This window comes from Shewanella sp. KJ2020 (assembly GCF_024197625.1).
Classification (GTDB): domain Bacteria; phylum Pseudomonadota; class Gammaproteobacteria; order Enterobacterales; family Shewanellaceae; genus Shewanella.
This window is the reverse complement of sequence record NZ_JAKUKD010000002.1, coordinates 61,572-84,664: the sequence shown is the minus strand read 5'-3', so window position 1 is coordinate 84,664 and position 23,093 is coordinate 61,572. Positions and strand designations below refer to the sequence as shown.

The 23,093-nt window shown below is 48.1% G+C and carries 20 protein-coding genes; 10 read left to right on the top strand and 10 right to left on the bottom strand.

Features of this window, described 5'->3' with window-relative positions:
* Positions 1–37 precede the first annotated feature (37 nt).
* The gene (locus tag MJO46_RS00680) at positions 38–847 is read right to left on the bottom strand and encodes a class III extradiol ring-cleavage dioxygenase (RefSeq protein ID WP_253987671.1); all 810 of its coding nucleotides are present in this window, start codon (positions 845–847) and stop codon (positions 38–40) included.
* A 66-nt stretch (positions 848–913) separates the two neighbouring features.
* A complete protein-coding gene (locus MJO46_RS00675; protein ID WP_253987670.1) occupies positions 914–1,390 on the bottom strand; it encodes a DoxX family protein in 477 nt (158 codons plus the stop codon).
* 203 nt (positions 1,391–1,593) lie between these two features.
* Here MJO46_RS00675 and MJO46_RS00670 point away from each other — a divergent pair, with 203 nt between their 5' ends.
* On the top strand, positions 1,594–2,517 hold the full coding sequence (locus MJO46_RS00670) for a LysR family transcriptional regulator (protein WP_253987669.1): 924 nt from the start codon (positions 1,594–1,596) through the stop codon (positions 2,515–2,517).
* Positions 2,518–2,681: 164 nt separating this feature from the next.
* Here the strand turns inward: MJO46_RS00670 and MJO46_RS00665 are convergent, their stop codons facing one another.
* The 5 genes from MJO46_RS00665 to MJO46_RS00645 all read right to left on the bottom strand — a co-directional run bounded on the left by MJO46_RS00665 (position 2,682) and on the right by MJO46_RS00645 (position 10,205).
* On the bottom strand, positions 2,682–3,140 hold the full coding sequence (locus MJO46_RS00665; RefSeq protein ID WP_253987668.1) for a hypothetical protein: 459 nt from the start codon (positions 3,138–3,140) through the stop codon (positions 2,682–2,684).
* Between the two features lie 10 nt (positions 3,141–3,150).
* Positions 3,151–5,274, bottom strand: a complete 2,124-nt coding sequence (locus tag MJO46_RS00660) for a S8 family serine peptidase (protein ID WP_253987667.1) — start codon at positions 5,272–5,274, stop codon at positions 3,151–3,153.
* Between the two features lie 702 nt (positions 5,275–5,976).
* The gene (gene gndA, locus MJO46_RS00655) at positions 5,977–7,503 is read right to left on the bottom strand and encodes an NADP-dependent phosphogluconate dehydrogenase (RefSeq protein ID WP_253987666.1); all 1,527 of its coding nucleotides are present in this window, start codon (positions 7,501–7,503) and stop codon (positions 5,977–5,979) included.
* A gap of 227 nt (positions 7,504–7,730) precedes the next feature.
* Positions 7,731–8,045 carry a quaternary ammonium compound efflux SMR transporter SugE gene (gene sugE, locus MJO46_RS00650; RefSeq protein ID WP_253987665.1) on the bottom strand — a complete coding sequence of 105 codons (315 nt, stop codon included), beginning with the start codon at positions 8,043–8,045 and terminating at the stop codon, positions 7,731–7,733.
* Positions 8,046–8,300: 255 nt separating this feature from the next.
* Positions 8,301–10,205: a propionyl-CoA synthetase gene (locus MJO46_RS00645; RefSeq protein ID WP_253987664.1), complete on the bottom strand. Its 1,905-nt coding sequence runs from the start codon at positions 10,203–10,205 to the stop codon at positions 8,301–8,303.
* A gap of 247 nt (positions 10,206–10,452) precedes the next feature.
* Between MJO46_RS00645 and MJO46_RS00640 the strand changes: the two genes are divergently transcribed.
* The 9 genes from MJO46_RS00640 to MJO46_RS00600 all read left to right on the top strand — a co-directional run bounded on the left by MJO46_RS00640 (position 10,453) and on the right by MJO46_RS00600 (position 21,160).
* Positions 10,453–12,120, top strand: a complete 1,668-nt coding sequence (locus MJO46_RS00640) for a murein L,D-transpeptidase (RefSeq protein WP_253987663.1) — start codon at positions 10,453–10,455, stop codon at positions 12,118–12,120.
* A gap of 236 nt (positions 12,121–12,356) precedes the next feature.
* Entirely contained in the window at positions 12,357–12,764 is a 408-nt protein-coding gene (locus tag MJO46_RS00635; protein ID WP_253987662.1) for a MerR family DNA-binding transcriptional regulator, read from the top strand.
* A 144-nt stretch (positions 12,765–12,908) separates the two neighbouring features.
* A complete protein-coding gene (locus MJO46_RS00630) occupies positions 12,909–14,078 on the top strand; it encodes an isovaleryl-CoA dehydrogenase (protein WP_253987661.1) in 1,170 nt (389 codons plus the stop codon).
* Positions 14,079–14,185: 107 nt separating this feature from the next.
* Positions 14,186–15,793, top strand: coding sequence for a carboxyl transferase domain-containing protein (locus tag MJO46_RS00625; RefSeq protein WP_253987660.1), 1,608 nt, complete (start codon positions 14,186–14,188; stop codon positions 15,791–15,793).
* A 43-nt stretch (positions 15,794–15,836) separates the two neighbouring features.
* A complete protein-coding gene (locus MJO46_RS00620) occupies positions 15,837–16,694 on the top strand; it encodes an enoyl-CoA hydratase-related protein (protein WP_253987659.1) in 858 nt (285 codons plus the stop codon).
* Positions 16,694–18,754 (top strand): acetyl/propionyl/methylcrotonyl-CoA carboxylase subunit alpha, encoded by a 2,061-nt coding sequence (locus MJO46_RS00615; RefSeq protein ID WP_253987658.1) that lies wholly within the window; start codon positions 16,694–16,696, stop codon positions 18,752–18,754. The genes MJO46_RS00620 and MJO46_RS00615 overlap by 1 nt, the downstream gene beginning before the upstream one ends.
* 1 nt (position 18,755) lies before the next feature.
* Complete coding sequence (locus tag MJO46_RS00610; RefSeq protein WP_253987657.1) at positions 18,756–19,682, top strand: hydroxymethylglutaryl-CoA lyase; 927 nt, start codon at positions 18,756–18,758, stop codon at positions 19,680–19,682.
* A gap of 38 nt (positions 19,683–19,720) precedes the next feature.
* Entirely contained in the window at positions 19,721–20,425 is a 705-nt protein-coding gene (locus tag MJO46_RS00605) for a CoA transferase subunit A (RefSeq protein WP_253987656.1), read from the top strand.
* 78 nt (positions 20,426–20,503) lie between these two features.
* Positions 20,504–21,160 (top strand): CoA transferase subunit B, encoded by a 657-nt coding sequence (locus MJO46_RS00600; RefSeq protein WP_253987655.1) that lies wholly within the window; start codon positions 20,504–20,506, stop codon positions 21,158–21,160.
* Positions 21,161–21,287: 127 nt separating this feature from the next.
* Here MJO46_RS00600 and MJO46_RS00595 read toward each other — a convergent pair whose 3' ends face one another.
* The 3 genes from MJO46_RS00595 to MJO46_RS00585 form a co-directional block, all read right to left on the bottom strand.
* Positions 21,288–21,785 carry a GNAT family N-acetyltransferase gene (locus tag MJO46_RS00595; protein WP_253987654.1) on the bottom strand — a complete coding sequence of 166 codons (498 nt, stop codon included), beginning with the start codon at positions 21,783–21,785 and terminating at the stop codon, positions 21,288–21,290.
* Positions 21,786–21,813: 28 nt separating this feature from the next.
* On the bottom strand, positions 21,814–22,362 hold the full coding sequence (locus tag MJO46_RS00590; RefSeq protein WP_198780246.1) for an NAD(P)H nitroreductase: 549 nt from the start codon (positions 22,360–22,362) through the stop codon (positions 21,814–21,816).
* A 106-nt stretch (positions 22,363–22,468) separates the two neighbouring features.
* Entirely contained in the window at positions 22,469–23,062 is a 594-nt protein-coding gene (locus MJO46_RS00585; RefSeq protein ID WP_253987853.1) for a DoxX family protein, read from the bottom strand.
* Between the last annotated feature and the right edge of the window lie 31 nt (positions 23,063–23,093).

Below are 23,093 nucleotides of genomic sequence, written 5' to 3'. Positions count from 1 at the left end.
TTATTTGTTTAAGCCAATAACGGACGTTTCCTGCCCATTACTGCCAGAGATAACCCGATATCGCGGTGTTAAATAACATGTCACTAAACGCCTGTCTTGCTTGGGGTGAATGAGAACTCGCCGCGCCAAAACAGACATGCAAAGGCAATAAATGCTCTTCCCGTGGATGACTAAAACGCGCCTCAGGTGCCGATTGCCAATCAATTAACTGCGATTTGGCATGCTTAACTTCCGATGTCAGCACATGGGTTAACCAGCCATCAAACGCTTGGCTGCGTGGTAACACTTGAGGATCGCTTGAGAAAAACGCTCGCATATTGTGAAACGACATTCCCGATCCCACAATTAACACGCCCTGTTCCCGCAGTGGCGAGAGCGCCTCACCAATAGCAATATGGGCACTAGGATCAAGATGTTGCACTAATGACATTTGCACCACAGGGATATTCGCTTCTGGATACATCAGCTTAAGCGGCACAAAAGTGCCGTGGTCGAAGGCACGCTGATTATCGAGTTTTACCGTTATTCCATTTGCCTTTAATAAGCGGGCAATCTTTTCTGCAAGTGCAGGCTCGCCGGGCGCGGGATAGCTGAGGGTATAAGCCTCAGGAGGAAACCCATAATAGTCGAATAACATGCCGGGATGGGGGTGGCTCGACAATGTTACCTGTGCTTCTTCCCAATGGGCGGTGATCAATACAATGGCTTTTGGCGTTGGGATTTTTGCCACAATTGAGGATAAAAATGCACCTAACTCTTGATGATTAGCATCATTGAGTAGCGGCAAAGGCCCACCGCCATGGGGAACAAATAATACCGGCATCCGGCTGTCATTCGTGTGCGTCATAGTCACTATCTCTTGATAAAACTCTTGGTTGTCACTGATTAACCTTGGGGTTATTCGGAGCCTAGGTTAGAAAATCGCTTTCATCTCCATCAATTGACGTTGAAAGCGCACTAATCTATCGACGCTTTCATCTAATTTGATGGTTAAAAACAACAGGGCTGATAAAAATAGTGCAGGCAGCGCGCTAAAGGTGGTTTCATAGTTAAAGTGGTAATAAATCGCGCCCATCATCACCGACAGCAATGCCGTTGCCGACCATACTCGATATTCACGCCAACCTATGCCAATGGCGCCGACCACTTCGATAACGCCAATAAAGTAACCAAAGCCCGTAGGTAAGTTCATCAAGGTAAAAGGCACATGGAAAAATGGCACGCTGAGCAATTTGCCCATACCCGAACATAAAAACACTATGCTCATCGCTAGCGTCACCGCAACCGCCGCGCGATTTAAGGTCTTTGCACAGACAAAAAGCCGTTGAGGATCAGTATCGGCCGCATTTTTGCCGTCGCCTTTCACTAAACATAACTGATTTATCGCCATATTCCCCCCATGATGTTGACAAGTTCGATGCAATATCGACCTTAACGGCTCATTAGATCGCACCTAAAAACACCTTGTAACGCGACTCATACAAAGTACACTACTGCTATATGGCGGAATTATGAGCCTCTAAAAAATAAATAAATATGGAATAATATCTAACATCTCCTAAAATAATTCTTTATTTGTTTGAGGGCTTTGCCGTGACCTTAGAACAACTGTTAATGTTTAATACCCTTGCACATGCTGGCTCCCTAAAAGCGGCCAGTGACAAGTTGCATAAGACACAACCCGCAATTAGCCAAAGCATTAAACAGCTTGAATCTCAACTAGATATAGTCTTGTTCGACCGCCAAGGTTATCGGTTAGCACTGACCCAAGAAGGACACAAATTACGGCAATACGCCCAGCGAGTGCTCAACGAAGCGCAGGAAATGCGTCAAGTCGCCAAACATTTAGCCAGAGGTAACGAAGCCAGCATCACCTTAGCCTTTGAGGCCTCCTTTAATCTTGTCCGCATCTTACCCATTCTGGAGCGGACACAAAATGAGTTTCCCCATACGCAAATTATTCTTAAACAAGAGTATTTAACGGGCGCACTCGAAGCCTTAACTCGAGGCAAAGCCGACATTGCGATTTCCGCTGGCGGCATTGAGCCGATGCACTCGAGCCATTTTGAACTTGGCTATTTATTTTCGGGAAGTCTATTGGATGTCGCCTCACCCCGCTTACTCGGCCGTTATCCCAACCTAAGCCATGTACGGGAGTTAGTGAACGAGTACCAAATTGTGATCCAAGATACAGGGACGGGAACCGCCAATATTGAATTTGGGGTTCAAGCGGGGCAGCGCCGTTGGTATGTTAATGATTTTTATACGAAGAAAATGCTGATCCAAGGTGGTATGGGCTGGGGAAAACTACCTCACTATCTGGTTGAAGATGCCCTTGCCGATGGAAGTTTACAACCGCTTGAACTGCGGGAAAGGCAAAACCTGATCCAACTCGATTACTATGTGATGCGACTCCCCCACTCACCCTTAGGCCCTGTCGCGCAGGCGCTGTGGGAAAACTTAGTCCAGCTAACCGCAAAGGAAATGCCGCAATCAATGCAGCATGGTACAGAATGATGAACAACCTCGCGTCTAGGGGATCTCCTGCAATCACAAGCGAAGTGACTATCATCTGCCTGTGAGCAATAACCTACTACATAAGATAACTTTATATAACGATATGATTAAAAATAATAAAAGGGCCTTTCGGCCCTTTTATTTAACTTTGGTTACGGCTTTGCTTATTGGATTTCTTGCTTGGCGAGCGCGCGATCTAACTTGGCACGCTCGACCTCTGGAGAGGCTTTAACCGCTTGGATAAGACCAATCAGATCTGTGCCCTCTTCTGCTGCCAACAAGAGTAAGTTGTTGTTATTTTGCCAATCAACTTTCAATCCATGGGCCTTAGCAAAATCAGTTGCAGAAACGCCAGGCTTTAACTTGACCACTAATTTACCCGTCATTTCAGCAAAAGGCGTACCTGACTGAGTCACGACTTTTTGGCCTTTAACCAATTGCTTAGCCTGTTTAATGCCAGTCTCAGTTTTAACGTAATACTGAATATCTGTGCCCAAAAACTCGGCGCGGCTCATTCCTTTAGCCTCGGCTTGCGGCTCTGAGAAATCCACTTTGCTATGGGCCATCGCTTGTGCAGATAATGAAAGTGCAACTGCAATTAATGATAAATTTAATGTTTTCATCTAATACTCCTTAAGATGCAGACTTGGCAGCATGGCCATGTAAACGAATTGACCAACCTTTTAGCTTGCCATCGGCTTCGTTCGGGATTGCAATTGGTGTACGACCTTTATCAAACTTAATAAAGGAGTAATCACCGCTATTCACATCGATCAGTTTAATGGTCCATTCACCCTTTGAAGACTCGCCATAAAACGCATTCGATAACATAGGGGTTGCATCAAAGCCAGTGACAAGATCCTCAGGATCATTTATATCCATCACCCCTTGGTAGACGAGACCGTTATAGGGCGTCATCAACACACTCTTAGTGCCAGCAGGCGAGATCAGCTCTACCGCTAGATCAGGTAGACGTAGATGATCGGCCGTTAACTGAATTTGCACCGCTTCGATCACTAAATTATCCGCCACTACTTGGGTATCCGTTACACCATTGATATCGGCATCGGGGATCGCTTTTGCCAATTCTTGGCTTGCTTGCCACTCTGTCACTAGGTATTCGCCTAAATCCTCAGCATAGGATTTAGCCAGTTTGACGGCCTCACTCACATTCACGCGGCCAAAACCGTAGAGATTATGAAACGAGAAGCCCGCCGCGTTTTGTTGCCAAGCTGGAATCGCCGTATAGGCAGGTGCGCCTTCACCCTCACCGATAGTGACGGTTTTAGCCGCAATATCCGCATCCACTTTAGTTGAGGTTTTAGCCAGCACATGGCGAACGTCGCGCCAGGTTAAATCGGGATTAGCACTCATAATCACAGCCACAGCACCTGAAGTATTTGGCGCGGCGGAGGAAGTGCCGTTCATTGTGGAGTTGTAATCACAATTCGGGTTTAACGGGTTTAAACCACCGTGGAATGGCGTGCTTGGTCTGTCTTCTGCAATCGCATAACCATTTTCACAACCCATACGATCCGTCGTCACAATGGCTGGATCATCATCTCCGTACTCACCGCCGGGCGCGGTCACGAAAATATTTGACCCAACGGATGAGTAGCTAGAGAGTTTACCCTTAGCATTAATAGCACTCACCACTAAGTTATAGACGTTGGCATTGTCAGTCGACATGTTAGAGTTATGGAATGGCAACCCATAGTTAGCAGGGTTTTCTGCCGTTGCCGAGAAATAATCCCCAGGTAACCAGAAGGTACGGAAACGGTAGTATTGATAACCGTTACCCGCAGATTTTACGAAAATACTGCCTTTGCCATCGAAGCTTTGAGTCGCTATATCCTGATAAACCTCAGTTTCGTCCTCATCAAAACCATGGGGAAACGGCAAGCTATAACCGTAACTTTGGTTAAAGACGCGGGCGCTATCACTATAGGCACTCGCACCATGGGATTTTGCAAAGTTTTCAAATGTTTGTACGTTCGCCACTTTACCCGTTGGGTCTTGGTCTAAGAAGTTAAAACCTATCAGCTTCGCCTTAGGCGCCACACCGCGGCCACCGATACCGTTCCAGCCTTCGGCCGCAATAATCCCACCCACTGAAGTACCATGGGCGGCTTCACCAGAGAAAGGCGTAGGGTCAACAGTACCCGTAATTAAATTGAATGAACCACCATTGACAGTGTTATTCATCAGATCCGGATGAGCAATTTCTAAACCATCATCCACCACAGCGACGGTCACGCCTTGTCCCATTGCTTGATCAGAAATCGCACCACTCACGTTCATATCTTCACCGGCCACACCGCGGTTCGCCGCAAAGGCATTCTGCCCGGTGTTTTTTAAATGCCATTGGTAAGTAAACAGCGGATCGCCATGCTTAATGTTGATGGTCAGATTGGCTTCGGCCTGTAACTGCCCATCAGACACTTTAAATCGAACGACTTCAGTGCCCTCACTCGCATCGGAAGAGTAGGTAAATTCTCCCGTGTTTTTATTCACTAGCGTAAAGGTACCCAACTTAAGATCGGCAGGATCCACTAAAGAATAAGTCAAGCCACCTTCAGCATCAGTTGCCTCAAGTTTTCCAGAAAAAAGCATCGACTGTGACACATCAACAGTCATATCCGCTGTTGTAGGTGCCGTATTCACTTTTGGCTCAGGCGCCGGGGCTTTTTTATCATCACTGCCACAGCCGGCCAATAAGGCCGCCGTGATGCTTAATGCAACAATGGACATACGCATGATAGACATTCCTTCTTGTCATTACATCTTATAATTTAGTGCTAGATAACTATGGCTAAAGCATAATTATTCCGCACAAAATTCTGTTATTTTAATTATTTTTCACACCAAGACAATTAACATATAACGCCAGCGTGATGCAGACCTTTTAACACAAGTAACATCCTTGTCAAAAGGAAAATAAACGATACAGCAAACTGAATAATGCAATTTCGTTAAATAACAGTTTGTGATAACTAGAATAAAAAACGTCCAACTAAAAAATATTCAATGAAAAATAAATCAATAAAAACAAAAAGCTAAATGAATAAATCATATTCAAAAAAAATGCCAACCTCAATTAACCCTAATGCATTTAAAGTTGAAAATAATTCATTACAATTTTCGATAAAAGTTATTACAGCATGATGTGCAGTTAATTATTAACAGAATGAAATACCGTATTAAAATATATAAAACCACTGTAAATTAAGTTTTAATAGCCTATAAATTGCACCATGTATAAATTGATAGAATAATTATTTAAAACCATGCTCATTTATTAACTCGCCAATGATGTAAACCCTAAATAACAATTGTTTACTTATTAACCAAGTTAAATAGGGTGCTACACATCAATTTTAAAGAATGCATCGAAATGTCAACCACAAAAAAGCCCTTCAGAAATTGAAGGGCTTTTTAGATATTCACATCTACTGGGCATTAAAGCTTTGTTAAGGTGCGCTCTTTTGCACTCCAATCTAAGTGATATTTTTCACCCGCTGGCGTATCGATACGCTCAAAGGTGTGGGCGCCGAAAAAGTCCCGCTGACCTTGAAGCAAGTTCGCGGGTAAGGTTTCACAGCGGTAACTGTCGTAATAGGCCAGAGCCGAGCTTATACAGGGTGCAGGAATCCCCTGCATCACAGCTGCTGCAACCGCCGTGCGCCATTGACCTTGCTTTTCAGATAGGGCCATTGCAAAACTGTCGGCCATCAACAGATTGTGAAGATCAGTATTGGCTTGATAGGCTTGGGTTATTGATTGCAAGAAAGTGGCTCGAATAATACAGCCCGCCCGCCAAATTTTTGCAATTTGCGCAAAATCTAGCTGCCATTTTTGCTCTTGGGCCGTCATCGCCATTAACTGGAAGCCTTGGGCGTAACAACAGACTTTCGCGCAATATAAAGCGCTTTCAAGGGCTTCAATCAATTGCGCTTTTTGCGCATCATCAATCATCGCTGGATTTGGCCCAGCCAATTTCTGACTGAGTTGCAAACGTAGGGACTTTTGAGTGCTCACCGCTCTGGCATATACAGCCTCGGCGATAGTCGGTGCTGGGCAACCTATTTGTAAACTGCTGACCGCGGTCCACAAACCCGTGCCCTTTTGGCCCGCTTTATCTAAGATCATTTCCACCAGTGGTTTACCCGTTAAGGGATCGGCCTGTTTTAAGACCTCGCTACTGATCCCCATGAGATAACTGTTTAAACTACCTTTATTCCAGCGTTCAAACACTTCGCCCACTGCTGCTGCGCTCATGCCTAAACCGTCATGCAATATTTGATACGCCTCGCAAATCAACTGCATATCAGCGTATTCAATGCCGTTATGTACCATTTTCACATAATGCCCAGCACCCGCAGGACCAATATATGTCGTGCAAGGTTCGCCTTCTGTCACCGGATTTCCCGGCTCGAAGCGCTCGATAGGTAGCCCAGTTTTAGCATCGACTTTAGCGGCAATCGCTTTCCAAATAGGTGCAACATGATGCCATGCATCAATATTGCCGCTTGGCATCAGCGAGGGGCCAAAACGCGCCCCCACTTCACCGCCCGAAACCGCAGAGCTAAAAAATATAAACTGACCTTGGTAGCGCGCTTCACGCTCGACAGTGTCGGTCCATAGGCTGTTGCCGGTATCTATTACGATATCGTCGGCTTCAATACCCGCCGCAATCAAGGCACTACAGACGCCGTCAACGGGAGCGCCGGCGGGAACAGAAAGCACCAAAATGCGGGGTTTTGTGAGACTGGCTAACATTTCGGTAAGATTAGCACAGCCTGTAATACGCAGATCCTGTCCTACACGTTCTTGTTTTTCTTGTTGTAAAACCCCGTTGACTTTAACAGGATCGAGATCGAAGGCACTGACGCGATATTGATTGTCGGCGATGTTTAGCGCGAGGTTTTTCCCCATAACGCCAAGGCCAATGACGCCGATATCACTAAGATTGCTGTGGTTTTGCATTATATAATTCCCACGGGTCACAGAGGTTAGAAATAACCAATTTGGAGCAGTAATTATATCGGCCTTTGTAACTTAATTACCAGAGAGAAGAGACGATGCATACGATTGGCAAACTCGATTGCAAATCAAGATGCATTGTTTTTTCAGGAGAATATTCCCAAATTTCACAAACATCTTTACCAATCGTATACATCTTGGGCAAGTTATTCCTTGGGGAAGTAAATTGATTAATGAGCGAGTTTTAAGCCGAGTACGCCAAGCAAAATGAGGATTAAGCTGACGATTTTCAGCAAGCTCACTCCCTCGCCTAAGAGAATAATGCCCGCAATTGCCGTGCCCATGGCACCAATGCCCACCCACACACCGTAGGCCGTACCTATAGGTAATTGTTTAACGGCAAGCCCCAATAGCAAGACACTCACCACCATGGACGATACTGTAAAGATACTTGGCCACAGACGACTAAAACCTTCGGTATATTTAAGGCCTATAGCCCAACCAATTTCAAAAAGACCTGCAAGCACTAATAAAAACCAGCTCATAGCGAACTCCCATTAAAGGGGTCGTCCCCATGTTAGATAAGGCGTATTTAGGGTCGTCCCTAAGCCATTTGATTATCGTGATCACGATACGTGACGAGCATACAAGACTAGCAAATTTGAGGTAGAAACTTCAATCGTTGATTTTACCGAAAAATAAATGCAACGAACAAAAAGGCGATAGCAAGCTTGATAAGCTTACTATCGCCTTGATATTTCGACTCTCTATAAGGCCTTTAAACTCTTCCTATAAGACCTTTACACTAACGCATCGGCGTACCCCATGCGGGTTAAGGTCGTGCGTACTAAGTCTAAGGTTTGGGGATCTTCAATGGTCGCTGGCGCGGTAAATTGCTGGTTATCGGCAATTTTACGCATAGTCCCACGGAGGATTTTCCCCGAGCGAGTTTTAGGTAATTTTTGAATTGCACTGACTAACCTAAAGGATGCGACGGGACCAATCTCTTGCCGTACCAGAGTAATTAACTGTTTATGCAGCTCTTCATCACTAATCGTCACGCCCTTTTTAAGCACCACTAACCCTAAGGGGACTTGGCCTTTGAGCTTATCATCAACCCCAATCACTGCAGCCTCGGCCACATCGGGATGTTGACACAGAACCTCTTCAAAACGTCCCGTTGATAATCTATGGCCTGCCACATTAATGATGTCATCGATACGACTCATAATGTACAAATAGCCATCTTCATCCATATAGCCCGCATCGCCCGTGAGGTAATAGCCAGGATACATAGATAAATAGCTATCTTGATAGCGTTTATCATTCTGCCAGAGGGTCGTTAAAGTACCGGGAGGGAGTGGCAATTTTATCACCACATTACCCGATACATTGGCGGCCACTTTTTCACCCAATTCATCGACCACATCAACTTGATATCCGGGAACGGGTCTACCTGGCGATCCCGCTTTAACGGCAATAGGTGCAGTGCCCATTAAATTGGCGGCTACAGGCCAGCCGGTTTCCGTTTGCCACCAGTGATCGATCACGGGTTTATTCAACTTAGCCTCGGCCCAATGTAAGGTATCGGGATCACAGCGCTCCCCGGCTAAAAATACGTTTTTTAAGCAGCTGAGATCGACACCTCTAACATAGTCTGCATCTGGGTCTTCACGCTTAATGGCGCGAATAGCCGTGGGTGCAGTAAAAAAGCTCTTCACTTTATATTTCGCAATCGTACGCCAAAAGGCGCCAGGATCTGGGGTCCCAACGGGTTTGCCTTCGTATAATAAAGTGGTCGCACCGACCAATAAAGGCCCGTAAACAATGTAGGAGTGACCGACAACCCAACCCACATCGGATGCGGCCCAAAACACATCGCCCCGGCCGATGTCGTAAATATGAGTCATAGACCAAGCCAAGGCTACGGCATGGCCGCCATTATCCCTAACGACACCTTTAGGTTGCCCCGTCGTACCTGAGGTATAAAGCACATAAAGCGGATCGGTTGCCTTTACGGTGATACAAGGGACGCTGTCACACCCCACGACCGTAGATTGCCAATCTTGATCCCGCCCCGCTTGCATCTGCGCCTCATATTGAGGTCGATTTAAAATCAAGCAATGGCTAACTTTATGCTCTGCCTCATTCAATGCTTTATCTAACAAAGGCTTGTAAGGCACAACCCCAGATGGCTCAATCCCACAGGAGGCCGACATGACTAATTTAGGCTTAGCATCATTAATACGTGTGGCGAGTTCATTGGCGGCAAAACCACCAAAAACCACCGAATGAATCGCGCCAATGCGGGCGCAGGCCAGCATGGCATAGACGGTTTCTGGCACCATAGGCATGTAAATCACCACTCGGTCACCCTGAGTCACCCCGATACGGGTTAAATATCCGGCAAGCCGAGATACCTGCGCGAGCAGCTCGTTATAGGTGATACTGTATTCGGTTTCAGTCACAGGGCTAACATAATGGATAGCAGCCTGCCCTCCACACCCCGCTAAAATGTGCCTGTCGATGGCGTTGTAACAAGTGTTTAATTCACCATCACTAAACCAGCGATAAAATGGTGCATGGTTTTCATCGAGTATGTGTTTGCTGGGCGTTACCCAATCGAGAGCCTTGGCCGCTTGTTGCCAAAATTCGGATTTATTGTCTATCGATGCTTGATGTAATTGTTGTGCGACATCTGTCATAAGGCCTCCCATCATGACGCTCATCTATGTCAGCATAGATGATATTCTCCCCTTCCTTCCCGTGGATGATTATGACCCGCAATGCATTATTCCCCCATTAGACTAAGGGATATAACCGGTGACTATTTATCGGCCACATTTTAGTTGCATTGGAATAACAAATAATCAAAATGGCTATTGATGAACCGGCAGTATCCACCTAATCTAATGTCTTAAATGGATTTTTTCACGGAAAGAAATACGTATTATGGCGAAATACCACCAGTTCAAACTTTCTCTATGTTTGCTGTGCAGCTTATTGGCGTTCCCAAGTCTGGCATCATCCCTACAACTTGAAGCACTCCTCGAACCCATTTCTATTGGCGAGAGGGCCAAAATTGATAACACCCAAATTATCAGTGCCAAGTTAGTATCACGGATCTATCAAGTTCGTCAGTATGAGCCCCTCTGGAATGACAAAGAGTATGCTGGCACCCTGCTCGATGTGCTCAAAAATGCCGATGATGAAGGCTTAGCGAAGGAAGACTACCATTACCCACGGCTAATGGAGTTGTATAGCCAACTCACAGCAACAAACTGGCGCGATGAACAACAGAGCAAAGTATTTGAAATCCTACTAACCGATGGGATCATCACCTATGCCATCCATTTACTGAATGGCAAAATAAACCCCAGTATGCTAGGTAAAACATGGAATTACGACGAAACCCAGCTCGATTTTGATACCACCTTAAAACAGCTTGAGAAACATATTCAATCACATACGGTTGCAGATGCCATTGCGGGGCTAGCGCCGAATATCGCGCCCTACCATGAATTAAAACGCTACCTTGCCCATTATCGAGAGCTCGCCAAGCGTTATCCCTTCGAGGCGATCCCTTATACTGGGGTGATTAAACCCGGGGCGAGTCACCCCAGCCTCGCCGATATCAGCAAAAGACTCTCCGAACTAGGTTATCCCGATGAAACCACCGCAGAAAACGCGGCGATCACAAGCTATGATAATGCGCTAGAAAATAGGATCAGGCGCTTTCAAACCGACCATAGCCTGACAGCCGATGGCGTCATTGGTGCGGGAACCATGGCAGCGCTGAATGTGCCCTATACACGCCGAGTGGAACAAATTCGCATTAACTTAGAGCGCGCCCGTTGGCTATCGGCCGACTTAACAGAAAACTATTTGATTGTTAACTTGGCGGGCTACGAGCTCTTACTCTTTAGGGACAACGCCCTGAGCTGGCGCACCGACATCATTATTGGAAAGGTCGATACTAAAACGCCGCTGTTTAAATCGAAACTTAAATACCTCGTCGTGAACCCCACTTGGACAGTCCCACGCAGTATTTTTCCCGAAATCATCGGCCATGTCAGGAAAGATCCGGATTACCTAAAGAAAAAACACTTCAATGTAGTCGAAGGCTCAGGCACGCCAGTTAATGTCGATAATATCGACTGGCAAACGACGAGTGCAAAAAATTTCCCCTATTGGTTTGTGCAGCAACCCGGGAATGACAATTCTCTTGGCCAAGTAAAATTTATCTTCCCAAACCAATACGCAATCTATCTGCATGATACACCAACAAAAAAACTATTTGAGCGTACGGACAGAGCCTTTAGCCATGGGTGTATTCGGGTCAAAGATCCGCTGGTGCTCGCCGATAAACTCCTCAGCGCCAATGCCAACTGGGCACCGGCATCATTGAGTGAAAAGCTCGCCGAGGGTAAAACTGAAAATATCTTCCTCGATGAGCCACTGAATATCCTTATCATGTATTGGACAGTCAGCACTAGGGAAGGAAAACTCAGGTTTTATAACGATATTTATCAGCGCGATCCGATATTAATTGAGGCCCTTAATCGCCCAACCTATGATGCCGTACTCGCCAAGGATGGTTTGCTCAATATTATTGAATAGACCGCGCCTTTACCCCAAGTTCGGCTTTTAACTGCGCCACCTGCGGTAGCGGGCGGCGCAGTGATAGCTAACAGCAAAAATACAATAAAATTCAATATAATCATCAAATTAAATAATTCAATCCACTCACAGTGGCAAGTAGAATTGACAAAAAATTTGAACTGCCTTTATTGCAATCTTTACCTTTACGTAAACTTCATATATCTTGCTTAAAAATGATTAACCAAGGTGCATGAATGAGCGCAACTACCACAGCCCAAACGACTTATTCGATAAGTGATCTCTCCAAAGAGTTTGATATCACTACACGAAGCATTCGTTTCTACGAAGACCAAGGTTTACTTAAACCTAAACGTCGCGGCCAAACCCGTATTTATAGTCTCAAAGACAGGGTTCGCCTCAAGCTTATTTTACGTGGTAAACGCTTAGGTTTCTCCCTGGCCGAAACCCGTCGCCTATTCGAATTATACGATGCCGACAAAAGCAGCACAGCCCAGCTCAACACTATGCTGGCCCTAGTGGAAGAGAAAAAATCGGCGCTGCAGCAGCAAATGGACGATATCAAAGTCGTGTTAATGGAGCTTAATTCCGCCGAGCAGCAATGTCGCCTCGCCTTGGAAGAGAGTCAAGCCGTTAAAGCCTAAGGGATGGCAAATACGGCATGGCTGCCGCATTTACATGACAAGGCCAAAGTACAAAGGTAGACAATTGGCCCAGTAAGACAAAACAACGACTCAAGCACCTAATCATAACAATTATAAATTAGTACCTCAGATAGGACACAAGCAATGAACTCACTCTACACTAGTCTCAATTTTGGCCTTGGCGAAGACGTCGACATGCTCCGCGATGCAGTACAGGATTTTGCCAAAAACGAAATCACCCCTATCGCCGCCAAAGTCGATCACGACAATGCCTTCCCCAATGAAATCTGGCCAGTCCTAGGCGGTATGGGACTGCTGGGCGTGACAGTACCCGAGGAGTTCGGCGGCGCGAATATGGGCTACCTTGCCCACGTTGTCGCGATGGAAGAAATTTCCCGCGCATCGGCCTCTATTGGCCTAAGCTACGGCGCCCATTCCAACCTATGTGTTAACCAAATCAACCGTAACGGTAATGCGGCGCAAAAAGCCAAGTACCTACCTAAACTGGTGAGCGGCGAGCATATTGGCGCACTCGCCATGAGTGAGCCAAACGCGGGCTCAGACGTAGTGTCAATGAAGCTGCACGCCCGTAAGGAAGGCGATCGTTATATCCTTAATGGCAACAAGATGTGGATCACTAACGGCCCCGATGCTAACACCTATGTCATTTACGCCAAAACCGACCTCACCAAAGGCGCCCACGGGATCACCGCCTTTATCGTCGAGCGTGGTTTTAAGGGTTTTAGCCAAGCACAAAAACTCGACAAACTCGGTATGCGCGGCTCTAACACCTGCGAACTGGTGTTTGAAGATGTAGAAGTACCAGAGGAAAATATTTTAGGTGGCCTCAATAACGGTGTAAAAGTGTTGATGAGCGGCCTAGATTACGAGCGCGTCGTGTTGTCTGGCGGCCCACTGGGGATCATGAGCGCCTGCATGGATATCGTTGTGCCTTATATCCACGAGCGTGAGCAGTTTGGTAAATCCATCGGTGAATTCCAATTAGTCCAAGGCAAACTTGCCGATATGTACACTGGCATGAATGCCGCCAAATCCTATGTGTATGCCGTGGCCAAGTCCTGCGACCGCGGTGAAACCACCCGTAAAGATGCCGCGGGCGCCATTCTGTATAGCGCAGAACTCGCCACCAAAATGGCGCTGGATGCGATTCAACTCCTGGGTGGTAACGGTTACGTCAACGAATACGCTACCGGCCGTTTACTACGTGATGCCAAGCTCTATGAAATCGGCGCTGGCACCTCTGAAATTCGCCGCATGCTGATTGGCCGCGAGCTATTTAACGAAACTAAATAGTCGCCATAGGGCTAATGGACACTGCGCGCCATTAGCCCTAAGTATCGATAAACACTCAAAATCGATAGCTCTACACACCGAATTTCCGCTTGAGAAGGACAACCAAAGTGACGCAATTAAGCAGTCGTATTAACGCCCGTAGCGATGAATTTAAATCGAAATCCGCTGATATGGCCGCCCTCGTGGCCGATCTAAAAACTAAACTAGCCAAAATTGAACTCGGCGGCGGCCCAGTGGCGCTGGAGCGTCATTTATCCCGCGGAAAATTACTTCCCCGTCAACGGGTTGAAAAACTGCTCGACGCCGGTTCGCCCTTTTTAGAGCTATCGCAATTTGCCGCGTTTGAAGTCTACGACGAAGAAGTGCCAGCCGCTGGTATTATCGCCGGCATCGGCCGCGTGAGCGGCGTGGAATGCATGATCATTGCCAACGACGCCACGGTTAAAGGCGGCACTTATTACCCTATTACCGTAAAAAAACACCTTCGCGCCCAAGATATTGCCAGCCGTTGCCACTTGCCTTGCATCTATTTAGTCGACTCGGGCGGCGCTAACCTGCCCCGCCAGGATGAAGTCTTCCCCGACCGCGACCATTTCGGCCGCATCTTTTACAATCAAGCGCAAATGTCCTCTAAGGGCATCCCACAAATTGCCGTGGTCATGGGCTTATGTACCGCAGGCGGCGCTTATGTGCCCGCCATGGCGGATGAATCGATTATCGTAAAAGATCAAGGCACTATCTTCTTAGCTGGCCCACCATTAGTGAAAGCCGCGACCGGTGAAGAAGTCAGCGCCGAGGAGCTTGGCGGCGCCGAAGTGCACACTAAAATTTCCGGTGTTGCCGATCATTTAGCCCAAAACGATGAACACGCGCTGGAGCTTGCCCGCCGCGCAGTATTACGTCTGAATCATCAAAAACAAATAAAGAGTCTACTGAGCCCTGTCAAACCGCCAAAGTTCGATATTAGCGAACTGTACGGCATTGTCGGCACCGACTTGAAAAAGCCCTTCGATGTCAAAGAAGTGATCGCCCGTATCGTCGATGATTCTGATTTTGATGAGTTTAAAGCCAACTATGGCGCGACCTTAGTCTGCGGTTTTGCCCGCATTCACGGCTACCCCGTCGGTATCGTCGCCAACAACGGCATCCTGTTCTCAGAGTCGGCGCAAAAAGGCGCGCACTTTATCGAACTGTGCTGCCAGCGCAAAATTCCGCTGTTGTTCCTGCAAAACATCACCGGCTTTATGGTGGGTAAAAAGTACGAACACGAAGGCATAGCCAAGCACGGCGCCAAAATGGTAACTGCGGTTTCCTGCGCCAATGTGCCTAAATTCACTGTGATTATTGGAGGCAGCTACGGCGCGGGTAACTACGGCATGTGTGGTCGCGCCTTCGAACCGACCATGATGTGGATGTGGCCTAATGCCCGTATTTCCGTGATGGGCGGCGAGCAGGCCGCGGGTGTTTTAGCCACTGTGCGCCGCGACGGTTTAGCCCGTAAAGGCGAAGAATGGTCAGTTGAGGATGAAAAAGCCTTTAAAGCGCCGATTATTGCCCAGTACGATAAAGAAGGTCATCCATACCATGCCAGCGCCCGTTTATGGGATGACGGCATTATCGACCCAGCGCAAACCCGTGATGTCGTTGGCCTTGCTCTATCGGCGGCATTAAACGCCCCTATCGAAGACACCCGCTTTGGTGTGTTCCGTATGTAAACCATACGTATACACAACAAATCAATAAGATAGGGAAACAGTTATGACAAATTTACCAATAACGCCACAGGAATTAGGCAACTTGCAGCACGTGAGTTACGCACTCAATCACGGCGTTGCCGAGCTTATTTTAGACCGCGCCGATGTGCACAACGCCTTCGACGAAGTAATGATTAGCGAGATGATTAACGTCCTTGGCTATTTTGCCACGCACCAAGACTGCCAAGTGCTGGTACTCAAAGCGAACGGCAAAAACTTCAGCGCCGGCGCCGATCTCAATTGGATGCGCAAGCAAGCTCAAATGGACTTTGAGCAAAATCTAAATGATGCCAAAGCCTTAGCAAAACTGATGCAGGATTTAGATACCTTTCCTAAGCCCACCATTGCACTGGTGCAAGGCGCCGCCTTTGGTGGCGCCCTAGGGCTAATTTGCGCCAGCGATATCGCCATCGCCACCGAGCGTGCAAGCTTCTGCCTAAGTGAAGTGAAACTCGGATTAATTCCCGCCGTCATTAGCCCCTACGTTGCCCGCGCTATGGGTAACCGCGCATCGCGCCGCTATATGCTGACCGCGGAGCGTTTTAGTGCACAAACGGCACTTAAACTCAATGTTATCCATGAGGTAAACGACGACTTAGACGCCGCCGCTAAACCTATTATCGAAGCCCTGCTCGCCAATAGCCCCCAGGGCATGGCATGGGTCAAAACACTGCTGTCACGCCTCGAAGATGGTGTGATAGATCAAGACACTATTGATTACACCAGCGAGCGTATCGCCCGCATTCGGGTATCGACCGAAGGCCAGGAAGGCTTAAATGCCTTCTTTGAGAAACGTCAGCCAAACTGGCAACAAGCACACTCAACCAAGTCAACGCCAAATGATACCCAAGGAGCCCTTTGATGTTAACTCAGCAAATGTTTACTAAGTTATTGATTGCTAACCGGGGTGAAATCGCCTGTCGCATCATCAAAACCGCTCAGGCCATGGGCGTTCGCACCGTTGCCTTATATTCCGATGCCGATAAAAACGCCCGCCATGTGGCCATGGCCGATGAATCCTTCTATTTAGGTGGCAGCGCGCCGGCGGACTCCTATCTCAAGGGCGATTTGATTATTGATATCGCCAAAAAATCCGGTGCCCAGGCCATTCACCCAGGTTATGGTTTTTTGTCTGAAAACGCCGGTTTCGCCCGCAAGTGTGAGGCGGCAGGAATCGTGTTTGTTGGCCCGGGCAGCGATGCCATCGATGCCATGGGCAGTAAGAGTGCCGCCAAAGCCATTATGACGGCGGCGCAAGTGCCTTTAGTGCCCGGTTACCATGGAGACGATCAAACCGACGCCACCCTCAAGGCCGAAGCCTTAAAAATCGGCTTCCCAATGCTGATTAAAGCGGCTTATGGCGGCGGTGGTAAAGGCATGCGTATCGTCGAGAACGAAGGCGAAATTATGGAGGCCATTAACTCGGCGCGCCGTGAAGCCGCCTCCTCTTTTGGTAACGATAAGTTATTGATGGAGCGTTATTTACTTAAGCCGCGCCACGTCGAAGTGCAAGTGTTTGCCGACACCTTTGGCAATGCGATTTACTTATCGGATCGCGACTGCTCGATTCAACGTCGCCACCAAAAAGTGGTCGAAGAGGCGCCCGCCCCTGGACTAAGCGATGAACTTCGCGCCCAGATGGGTGAAGCCGCCGTCGCTGCAGCCAAGGCCATAGATTATGTCGGCGCGGGGACTGTGGAGTTCCTGCTCGATACAGACAATCGTTTCTATTTTATGGAGATGAATACCCGTCTGCAGGTTGAGCATCCCGTCACCGAAATGGTCACAGGCCAGGATTTAGTCAAATGGCAATTGCTGGTCGCTAGCGGTCAGCCGCTGCCACTAAAACAAGAGGAAGTGCGCATTTATGGCCACGCCTTTGAGGTGCGTATTTACGCCGAAGATCCGCAGAACGAATTTTTACCCGCCAGCGGTAAACTCAACTTTTTGCGCGAACCCGAGCAAAGCAAACACGTGCGTATCGATTCTGGCATTCGTGAAAACGATGTGATCAGTAACTTCTACGATCCTATGATCGCCAAACTGATTGTGTGGGATGAATCGCGCCCACGCGCGCTGCAGCGTTTAGTGCATGCTTTAGAGTCGTATCAAATCAGTGGTCTTAAGCACAATATCGAGTTTTTAGCGAACATTGCCGAGCACCCCGCCTTTGCCAATGCCGACTTTAGCACCGACTTTATCGGTCGTTACGGCGATACCTTGATTGGCACCGCCTCGAGTGAAGCCGACAATGCCATGGCCTTTGCAGCGTTGTATCAAGTGCTTGCCCGTAAACAAGCCGCCAAAGCCAAGGCAATCAACAGTGCCGATCCTCACTCGCCTTGGGGCCAAGTCAGCGGTTTTAGACTCAATAGCTGCAGTCAACACAGTATCGCCCTACTCAATGACGCCCATGAATTACAACAGCTAGTGATGTTAGATTTAGGCGACACGTACCAATTACCCCTGCACGGGCAAACCTGGTTACTCAGCGGTGAATTGAAGCAAGACTTATTGCTCGCTGAAATCAACGGCCATAAGAGTAAAATCCCAGTCAGTTCACAAGGTGATGATTTTACAATATTTTTACCCTCAGGCAGCTATCACTTTAAGGCGGTGCAAACCCTTGTAGTGGAAGAACAAGTGAGTAATGCCGACAAATTAAAGGCCCCGATGAACGGTACTGTGGTCACCCATTTAGTCGATGTCGGCGCCCAAGTGAAAGCGGGCCAAGGTTTGCTGGTGATGGAAGCCATGAAGATGGAATACACCATAGAAGCGCCCTTCGATGGCATAGTGAGTGAGTTCTACTTTAAGGCGGGCGAGCTAGTGACAGATGGTGCAACCTTACTCAATGTTGAGCAGTTAGAGGCCGCACCGCTGGCATCTGACACTGAATCACAAACGGCTAAGGAAGTGTAATATGTCATTCAGCATTGACGCCCACTCGGTATCGGACACGGTCAGCATCTTCGAGATGGGGCCGCGCGATGGCCTGCAAAACGAAGTGGCCGTACCAACCGCGGCTAAAATCGCCTTGATTGAATCGCTGGCAGGTGCAGGGCTTAAGCGCATCGAAGCTGGCAGCTTTGTGTCACCGAAATGGGTGCCACAAATGGCCGATTCTGCCGCTGTGCTCAAGCAAATACAGCGCCAAAGCGGCGTAGTGTACAGCGCACTCACGCCCAATGTTAAAGGCTTTGAGCTGGCGCTGGATGCAAAAGCGAGTGAGGTGGCAATATTTGGCGCCGCCTCCCAAAGTTTTAGCCAACGCAATATCAACTGCTCGATAGAAGAGTCGATTGAACGCTTTATCCCTTTGATGGAATTAGCAAAAGCGAATAATATTCCGGTGCGCGGCTATGTGTCCTGCGTGCTCGGTTGCCCCTATGAAGGTGAGATCGCAGTCAGCGAAGTGGCCCGCGTGTCTGAAATCCTTTACAAAATGGGCTGCTATGAAATCTCACTCGGCGACACTATCGGCGTAGGCACGCCGCAAAAAGCCCGTAGAATGCTGCAAACTGTCAGCGAGCGCGTGCCCGTAGATAAATTGGCGCTACACTTTCACGACACCTATGGCCAAGCATTAGCCAATATTTTGGCCTGCTTAGACTTAGGTGTACGGGTATTTGATTCCTCCGTTGCGGGTCTTGGCGGCTGTCCCTATGCTAAAGGCGCTTCGGGTAATCTCGCCACCGAAGACTTAGTCTATATGTTACACGGCATGGGATTAGAGACAGGTATCGATCTGCACAAGTTGGCGCTGGCAGGGCAAGAGATCAGCACACAGTTGCAGCGTAAAAATGGCTCAAAAGTCGCGAACGCAATATTACAAGATTCTAAAATTTAAAGATTATTGGGCTCAAATAACAATAAAAGGACATCACAATGGCAGGACTCAATAAAGTCGTCAGCAGCTATGAAGAAGCGTTAGCAGGCTTATCAAACGACATGACCATTATGGTCGGCGGCTTCGGCCTATGCGGTATTCCAGAAGGCTTAATCAATCAAATGGTTAAGATGGGCGTTAAAGGATTAACGGCGATTTCGAACAATGCTGGCGTTGACGATTTCGGCCTAGGCTTACTGTTAAAGCATCGCCAAATTGCCACTATGATAGCCTCGTACGTGGGCGAAAATGCCACCTTCGAGCAGCAAATGCTCTCGGGTGAACTGAACGTGATTTTAACGCCCCAAGGCACGCTGGCGGAAAAAATCCGCGCGGGCGGCGCAGGCATTCCGGCATTTTTCACCGCCACTGGCTACGGCACGCCCGTTGCGGATGGCAAGGAAACCCGTGAGATCAAGGGACGTCATTACGTATTAGAAGAATCCCTGACCGCCGATTTTGCCTTAGTACGCGCCTGGAAAGCCGATACTATGGGTAATCTGGTGTTCCGTAAAACCGCCGCCAACTTTAACCCTATGATGGCGACCGCGGGCAAAATCACAGTGGTCGAAGCCGAATTTATTGTCGAGCCGGGCGAGCTAGACCCCGATCATATCCACACACCGGGCATCTATGTTGATCGCGTTATTCAAGGCTCGTTCGAGAAACGTATCGAGCAGCGCACGGTAAAAGCCGCGAAATAAGCGCAACCGACCATAGGATTAAGGCTGGGGACACTGAGCCCCCAAGAGTAAAAGCCGAAAAGGTAAAGGATAGATATCATGGCATTATCAAGAGAACAACTGGCCCAGCGCGTCGCCAAAGAATTAAAAGACGGCTACTACGTCAACCTCGGTATCGGCATTCCAACGCTAGTCGCAAACTACATTCCAGAGGGAATGGAAGTTATGCTGCAATCGGAAAACGGCCTACTCGGTATGGGTGAGTTCCCCACCGAAGAAAACATCGATCCCGATTTAATTAACGCGGGCAAACAAACGGTCACCGCAGTCAAAGGGGCTTCGTTTTTCTCCTCGGCGGAAAGCTTTGCCATGATCCGTGGCGGCCATGTGGATTTAACGGTTCTGGGCGCCTTTGAGGTCGACGTTAACGGCTCAATCGCCTCATGGATGATCCCAGGTAAGCTTATCAAAGGCATGGGCGGTGCGATGGACCTTGTGGCCGGCGCCGAGAATATTATCGTGACTATGATGCACGCCGATAAATACGGTAATTCTAAGCTGCTACCCGTGTGTGAATTGCCTTTGACAGGTTATGGCTGCATTAAACGCGTAGTGACAGATTTAGCCTTTATCGAGATTAAAGACGGTGCCTTCCACCTCTTAGAGCGCGCCCCCGGTGTGAGCGTTGAAGAAATCATCAGTAAAACCGCAGGTAAGTTAGTCGTACCTGAGCATGTGCCAGAAATGACCTTCTAACGGCAAAGCCCAGACCGTGTAATTAGCTCGTGTATTAGGTCACATGTAACAAATCATATAACAGCCCAGAGAAAGATTCTGGGCTGTTTACTTCTAGGCAATGCTCACCCTATCCAACCATTTAACATCAGCAAAAGAGTTCTACCGGTGCCTCTTCGGGGGTCAGTTGTAACTGGGTCTCAAATTTGAGTCCTAATTTATTCAACAGCGCCTTAGATGCCTCATTATGCGAACTGACGATAGCGACAATAGGCTCAATGCCCAATTGTTTACCCAGCGCGAGGGCCGCCTGCGCCGCCTCGAAGGCATAGCCTTTACCCCAATATTGTGGCAAAAAGGCATAACCTAAATCCACATGCTCGAGTGTGGGTCTTTTGATTAAACCGCAGATCCCTATTTGAAATCCATTCTCCGCAAGTACCACCGCATACAACCCAAAACCCTGCTCGGCATAGCTGTTCATCGGGCCATTGGTGATATATGCCTTAGCATCACTCAAGGTACGGACACCTTTATCCCCGATATTATCGATAAACCCTTGGCTATTGAGTAACACTAGGATGAAAGAGGCATCCTCTGGCGCTAACTGCCGTAGGATTAACCTTGGGGTGCGAGCAACTTGCATAGGATTTCTCCATTAAAGATTAACGGTTTTATAGGTAACGGGCGTACTGACTGCCATCCCTCTGTGGTTTTTTAGGTGCCGCAACGGCTGGCGTGCCTATATATAAAAATCCGACGATTTGATCATCAGCTTTTAGGCCTAGTGCTGCATTCACGTTCGCATCGAAGGCAAAATCACCGGTGCGCCACACCGCGCCCAGTCCTAAGGCAAAGGCCGCCTGCTGCATTGCCATCGTTGCACAGCCCGCAGCAATTTGCTGCTCTAACACAGGCACTTTAGGGTGCGCTTGGGTTTTCGCGACCACAGTGATCACCATAGGTGCGCGCATCGGCATTCCCTTGGCTTTATGAACAAAATCCTCATCGGCGCCACTCGCTTTGGCGGCATCGACAAAAATATCGGCTAAGGTTTCAAGCCCCTCACCAGTGGCGATAATAAACTCCCACGGCGCTAAGGCTCCGTGATCCGGCACACGGATAGCGGCATCTAAAATGACTTTTAATTGGCTTGCATCTGGCGCTGGGGCTGTGAGTCGTGGCGTTGACTGGCGGGTGAGTAAGAGTTCAATAGCGTCCAAGTTATTATCCTAATTCGATATAAATTGGGATAAAGCATAGCAAATTGTGCCGCAAGGGGTATAAAAAAATCCCACCGTTTAGGTGGGATTTAACTAATTGATCAAACTACTTAATTCCAAAGCGTTTAGCAATCACATAATCTAGGCTAGTGTAACGGCCACCGCCTAAGGCAAAGAGGGCAAGCAGCATAATAAAATAGGTGATAGCAAACTCGATCCCATTGTTAAGAACCACCAAATTACCCGAACTCGTTAACCAGTCGTAATTGCCATGCTCTTGCAAAATATCCTTTGCCTTAGCGAGTTTATCCCCCGCCTCCAGCACTCTTTCATTGGCGAGCCAAGAACTGCCATCGGCTATGGCTAACCAGCCATTTGGCCAATGCACAGTAAAAGCGGCGACTAACATAGCGACCATTAAGGGAATCGCAATCAGCCTAGTCGCGAGTCCAAGCAATAATAACATGGCCCCAAAAAACTCGGTCCCCGCAGCGAGGCCGGCCATGAGCGCGGGCATTGGCAGGCCTAACCCCCAATCGGGATTGGCAAACCAGGCGACTGTGTCTTCAAAATGTGACAGCTTGTTATACCCGGCCTGCAGCAACACAGGGGCAAGATAAAGCCGCAGGGCTAAGGGGGCGAGCCCCTCAAAATAGCGGCTTAAATTGAGTAGCTGCTGATAGAGGGCGGCGAACGGTATAGTGTTTTTCAAGGGCGTTATCTCTTACATT

What these genes read in the sequence shown, in the direction of transcription:
- MJO46_RS00680 (WP_253987671.1), bottom strand. Translation starts at nt 847, where the DNA reads ATGACGCACACGAATGACAGCCGGATGCCGGTATTATTTGTTCCCCAT.
- MJO46_RS00675 (WP_253987670.1), bottom strand. Translation starts at nt 1,390, where the DNA reads ATGGCGATAAATCAGTTATGTTTAGTGAAAGGCGACGGCAAAAATGCG.
- MJO46_RS00665 (WP_253987668.1), bottom strand. Translation starts at nt 3,140, where the DNA reads ATGAAAACATTAAATTTATCATTAATTGCAGTTGCACTTTCATTATCT.
- MJO46_RS00660 (WP_253987667.1), bottom strand. Translation starts at nt 5,274, where the DNA reads ATGCGTATGTCCATTGTTGCATTAAGCATCACGGCGGCCTTATTGGCC.
- gndA (WP_253987666.1), bottom strand. Translation starts at nt 7,503, where the DNA reads ATGCAAAACCACAGCAATCTTAGTGATATCGGCGTCATTGGCCTTGGC.
- sugE (WP_253987665.1), bottom strand. Translation starts at nt 8,045, where the DNA reads ATGAGCTGGTTTTTATTAGTGCTTGCAGGTCTTTTTGAAATTGGTTGG.
- MJO46_RS00645 (WP_253987664.1), bottom strand. Translation starts at nt 10,205, where the DNA reads ATGACAGATGTCGCACAACAATTACATCAAGCATCGATAGACAATAAA.
- MJO46_RS00640 (WP_253987663.1), top strand. Translation starts at nt 10,453, where the DNA reads ATGGCGAAATACCACCAGTTCAAACTTTCTCTATGTTTGCTGTGCAGC.
- MJO46_RS00635 (WP_253987662.1), top strand. Translation starts at nt 12,357, where the DNA reads ATGAGCGCAACTACCACAGCCCAAACGACTTATTCGATAAGTGATCTC.
- MJO46_RS00630 (WP_253987661.1), top strand. Translation starts at nt 12,909, where the DNA reads ATGAACTCACTCTACACTAGTCTCAATTTTGGCCTTGGCGAAGACGTC.
- MJO46_RS00620 (WP_253987659.1), top strand. Translation starts at nt 15,837, where the DNA reads ATGACAAATTTACCAATAACGCCACAGGAATTAGGCAACTTGCAGCAC.
- MJO46_RS00615 (WP_253987658.1), top strand. Translation starts at nt 16,694, where the DNA reads ATGTTAACTCAGCAAATGTTTACTAAGTTATTGATTGCTAACCGGGGT.
- MJO46_RS00610 (WP_253987657.1), top strand. Translation starts at nt 18,756, where the DNA reads ATGTCATTCAGCATTGACGCCCACTCGGTATCGGACACGGTCAGCATC.
- MJO46_RS00605 (WP_253987656.1), top strand. Translation starts at nt 19,721, where the DNA reads ATGGCAGGACTCAATAAAGTCGTCAGCAGCTATGAAGAAGCGTTAGCA.
- MJO46_RS00600 (WP_253987655.1), top strand. Translation starts at nt 20,504, where the DNA reads ATGGCATTATCAAGAGAACAACTGGCCCAGCGCGTCGCCAAAGAATTA.
- MJO46_RS00595 (WP_253987654.1), bottom strand. Translation starts at nt 21,785, where the DNA reads ATGCAAGTTGCTCGCACCCCAAGGTTAATCCTACGGCAGTTAGCGCCA.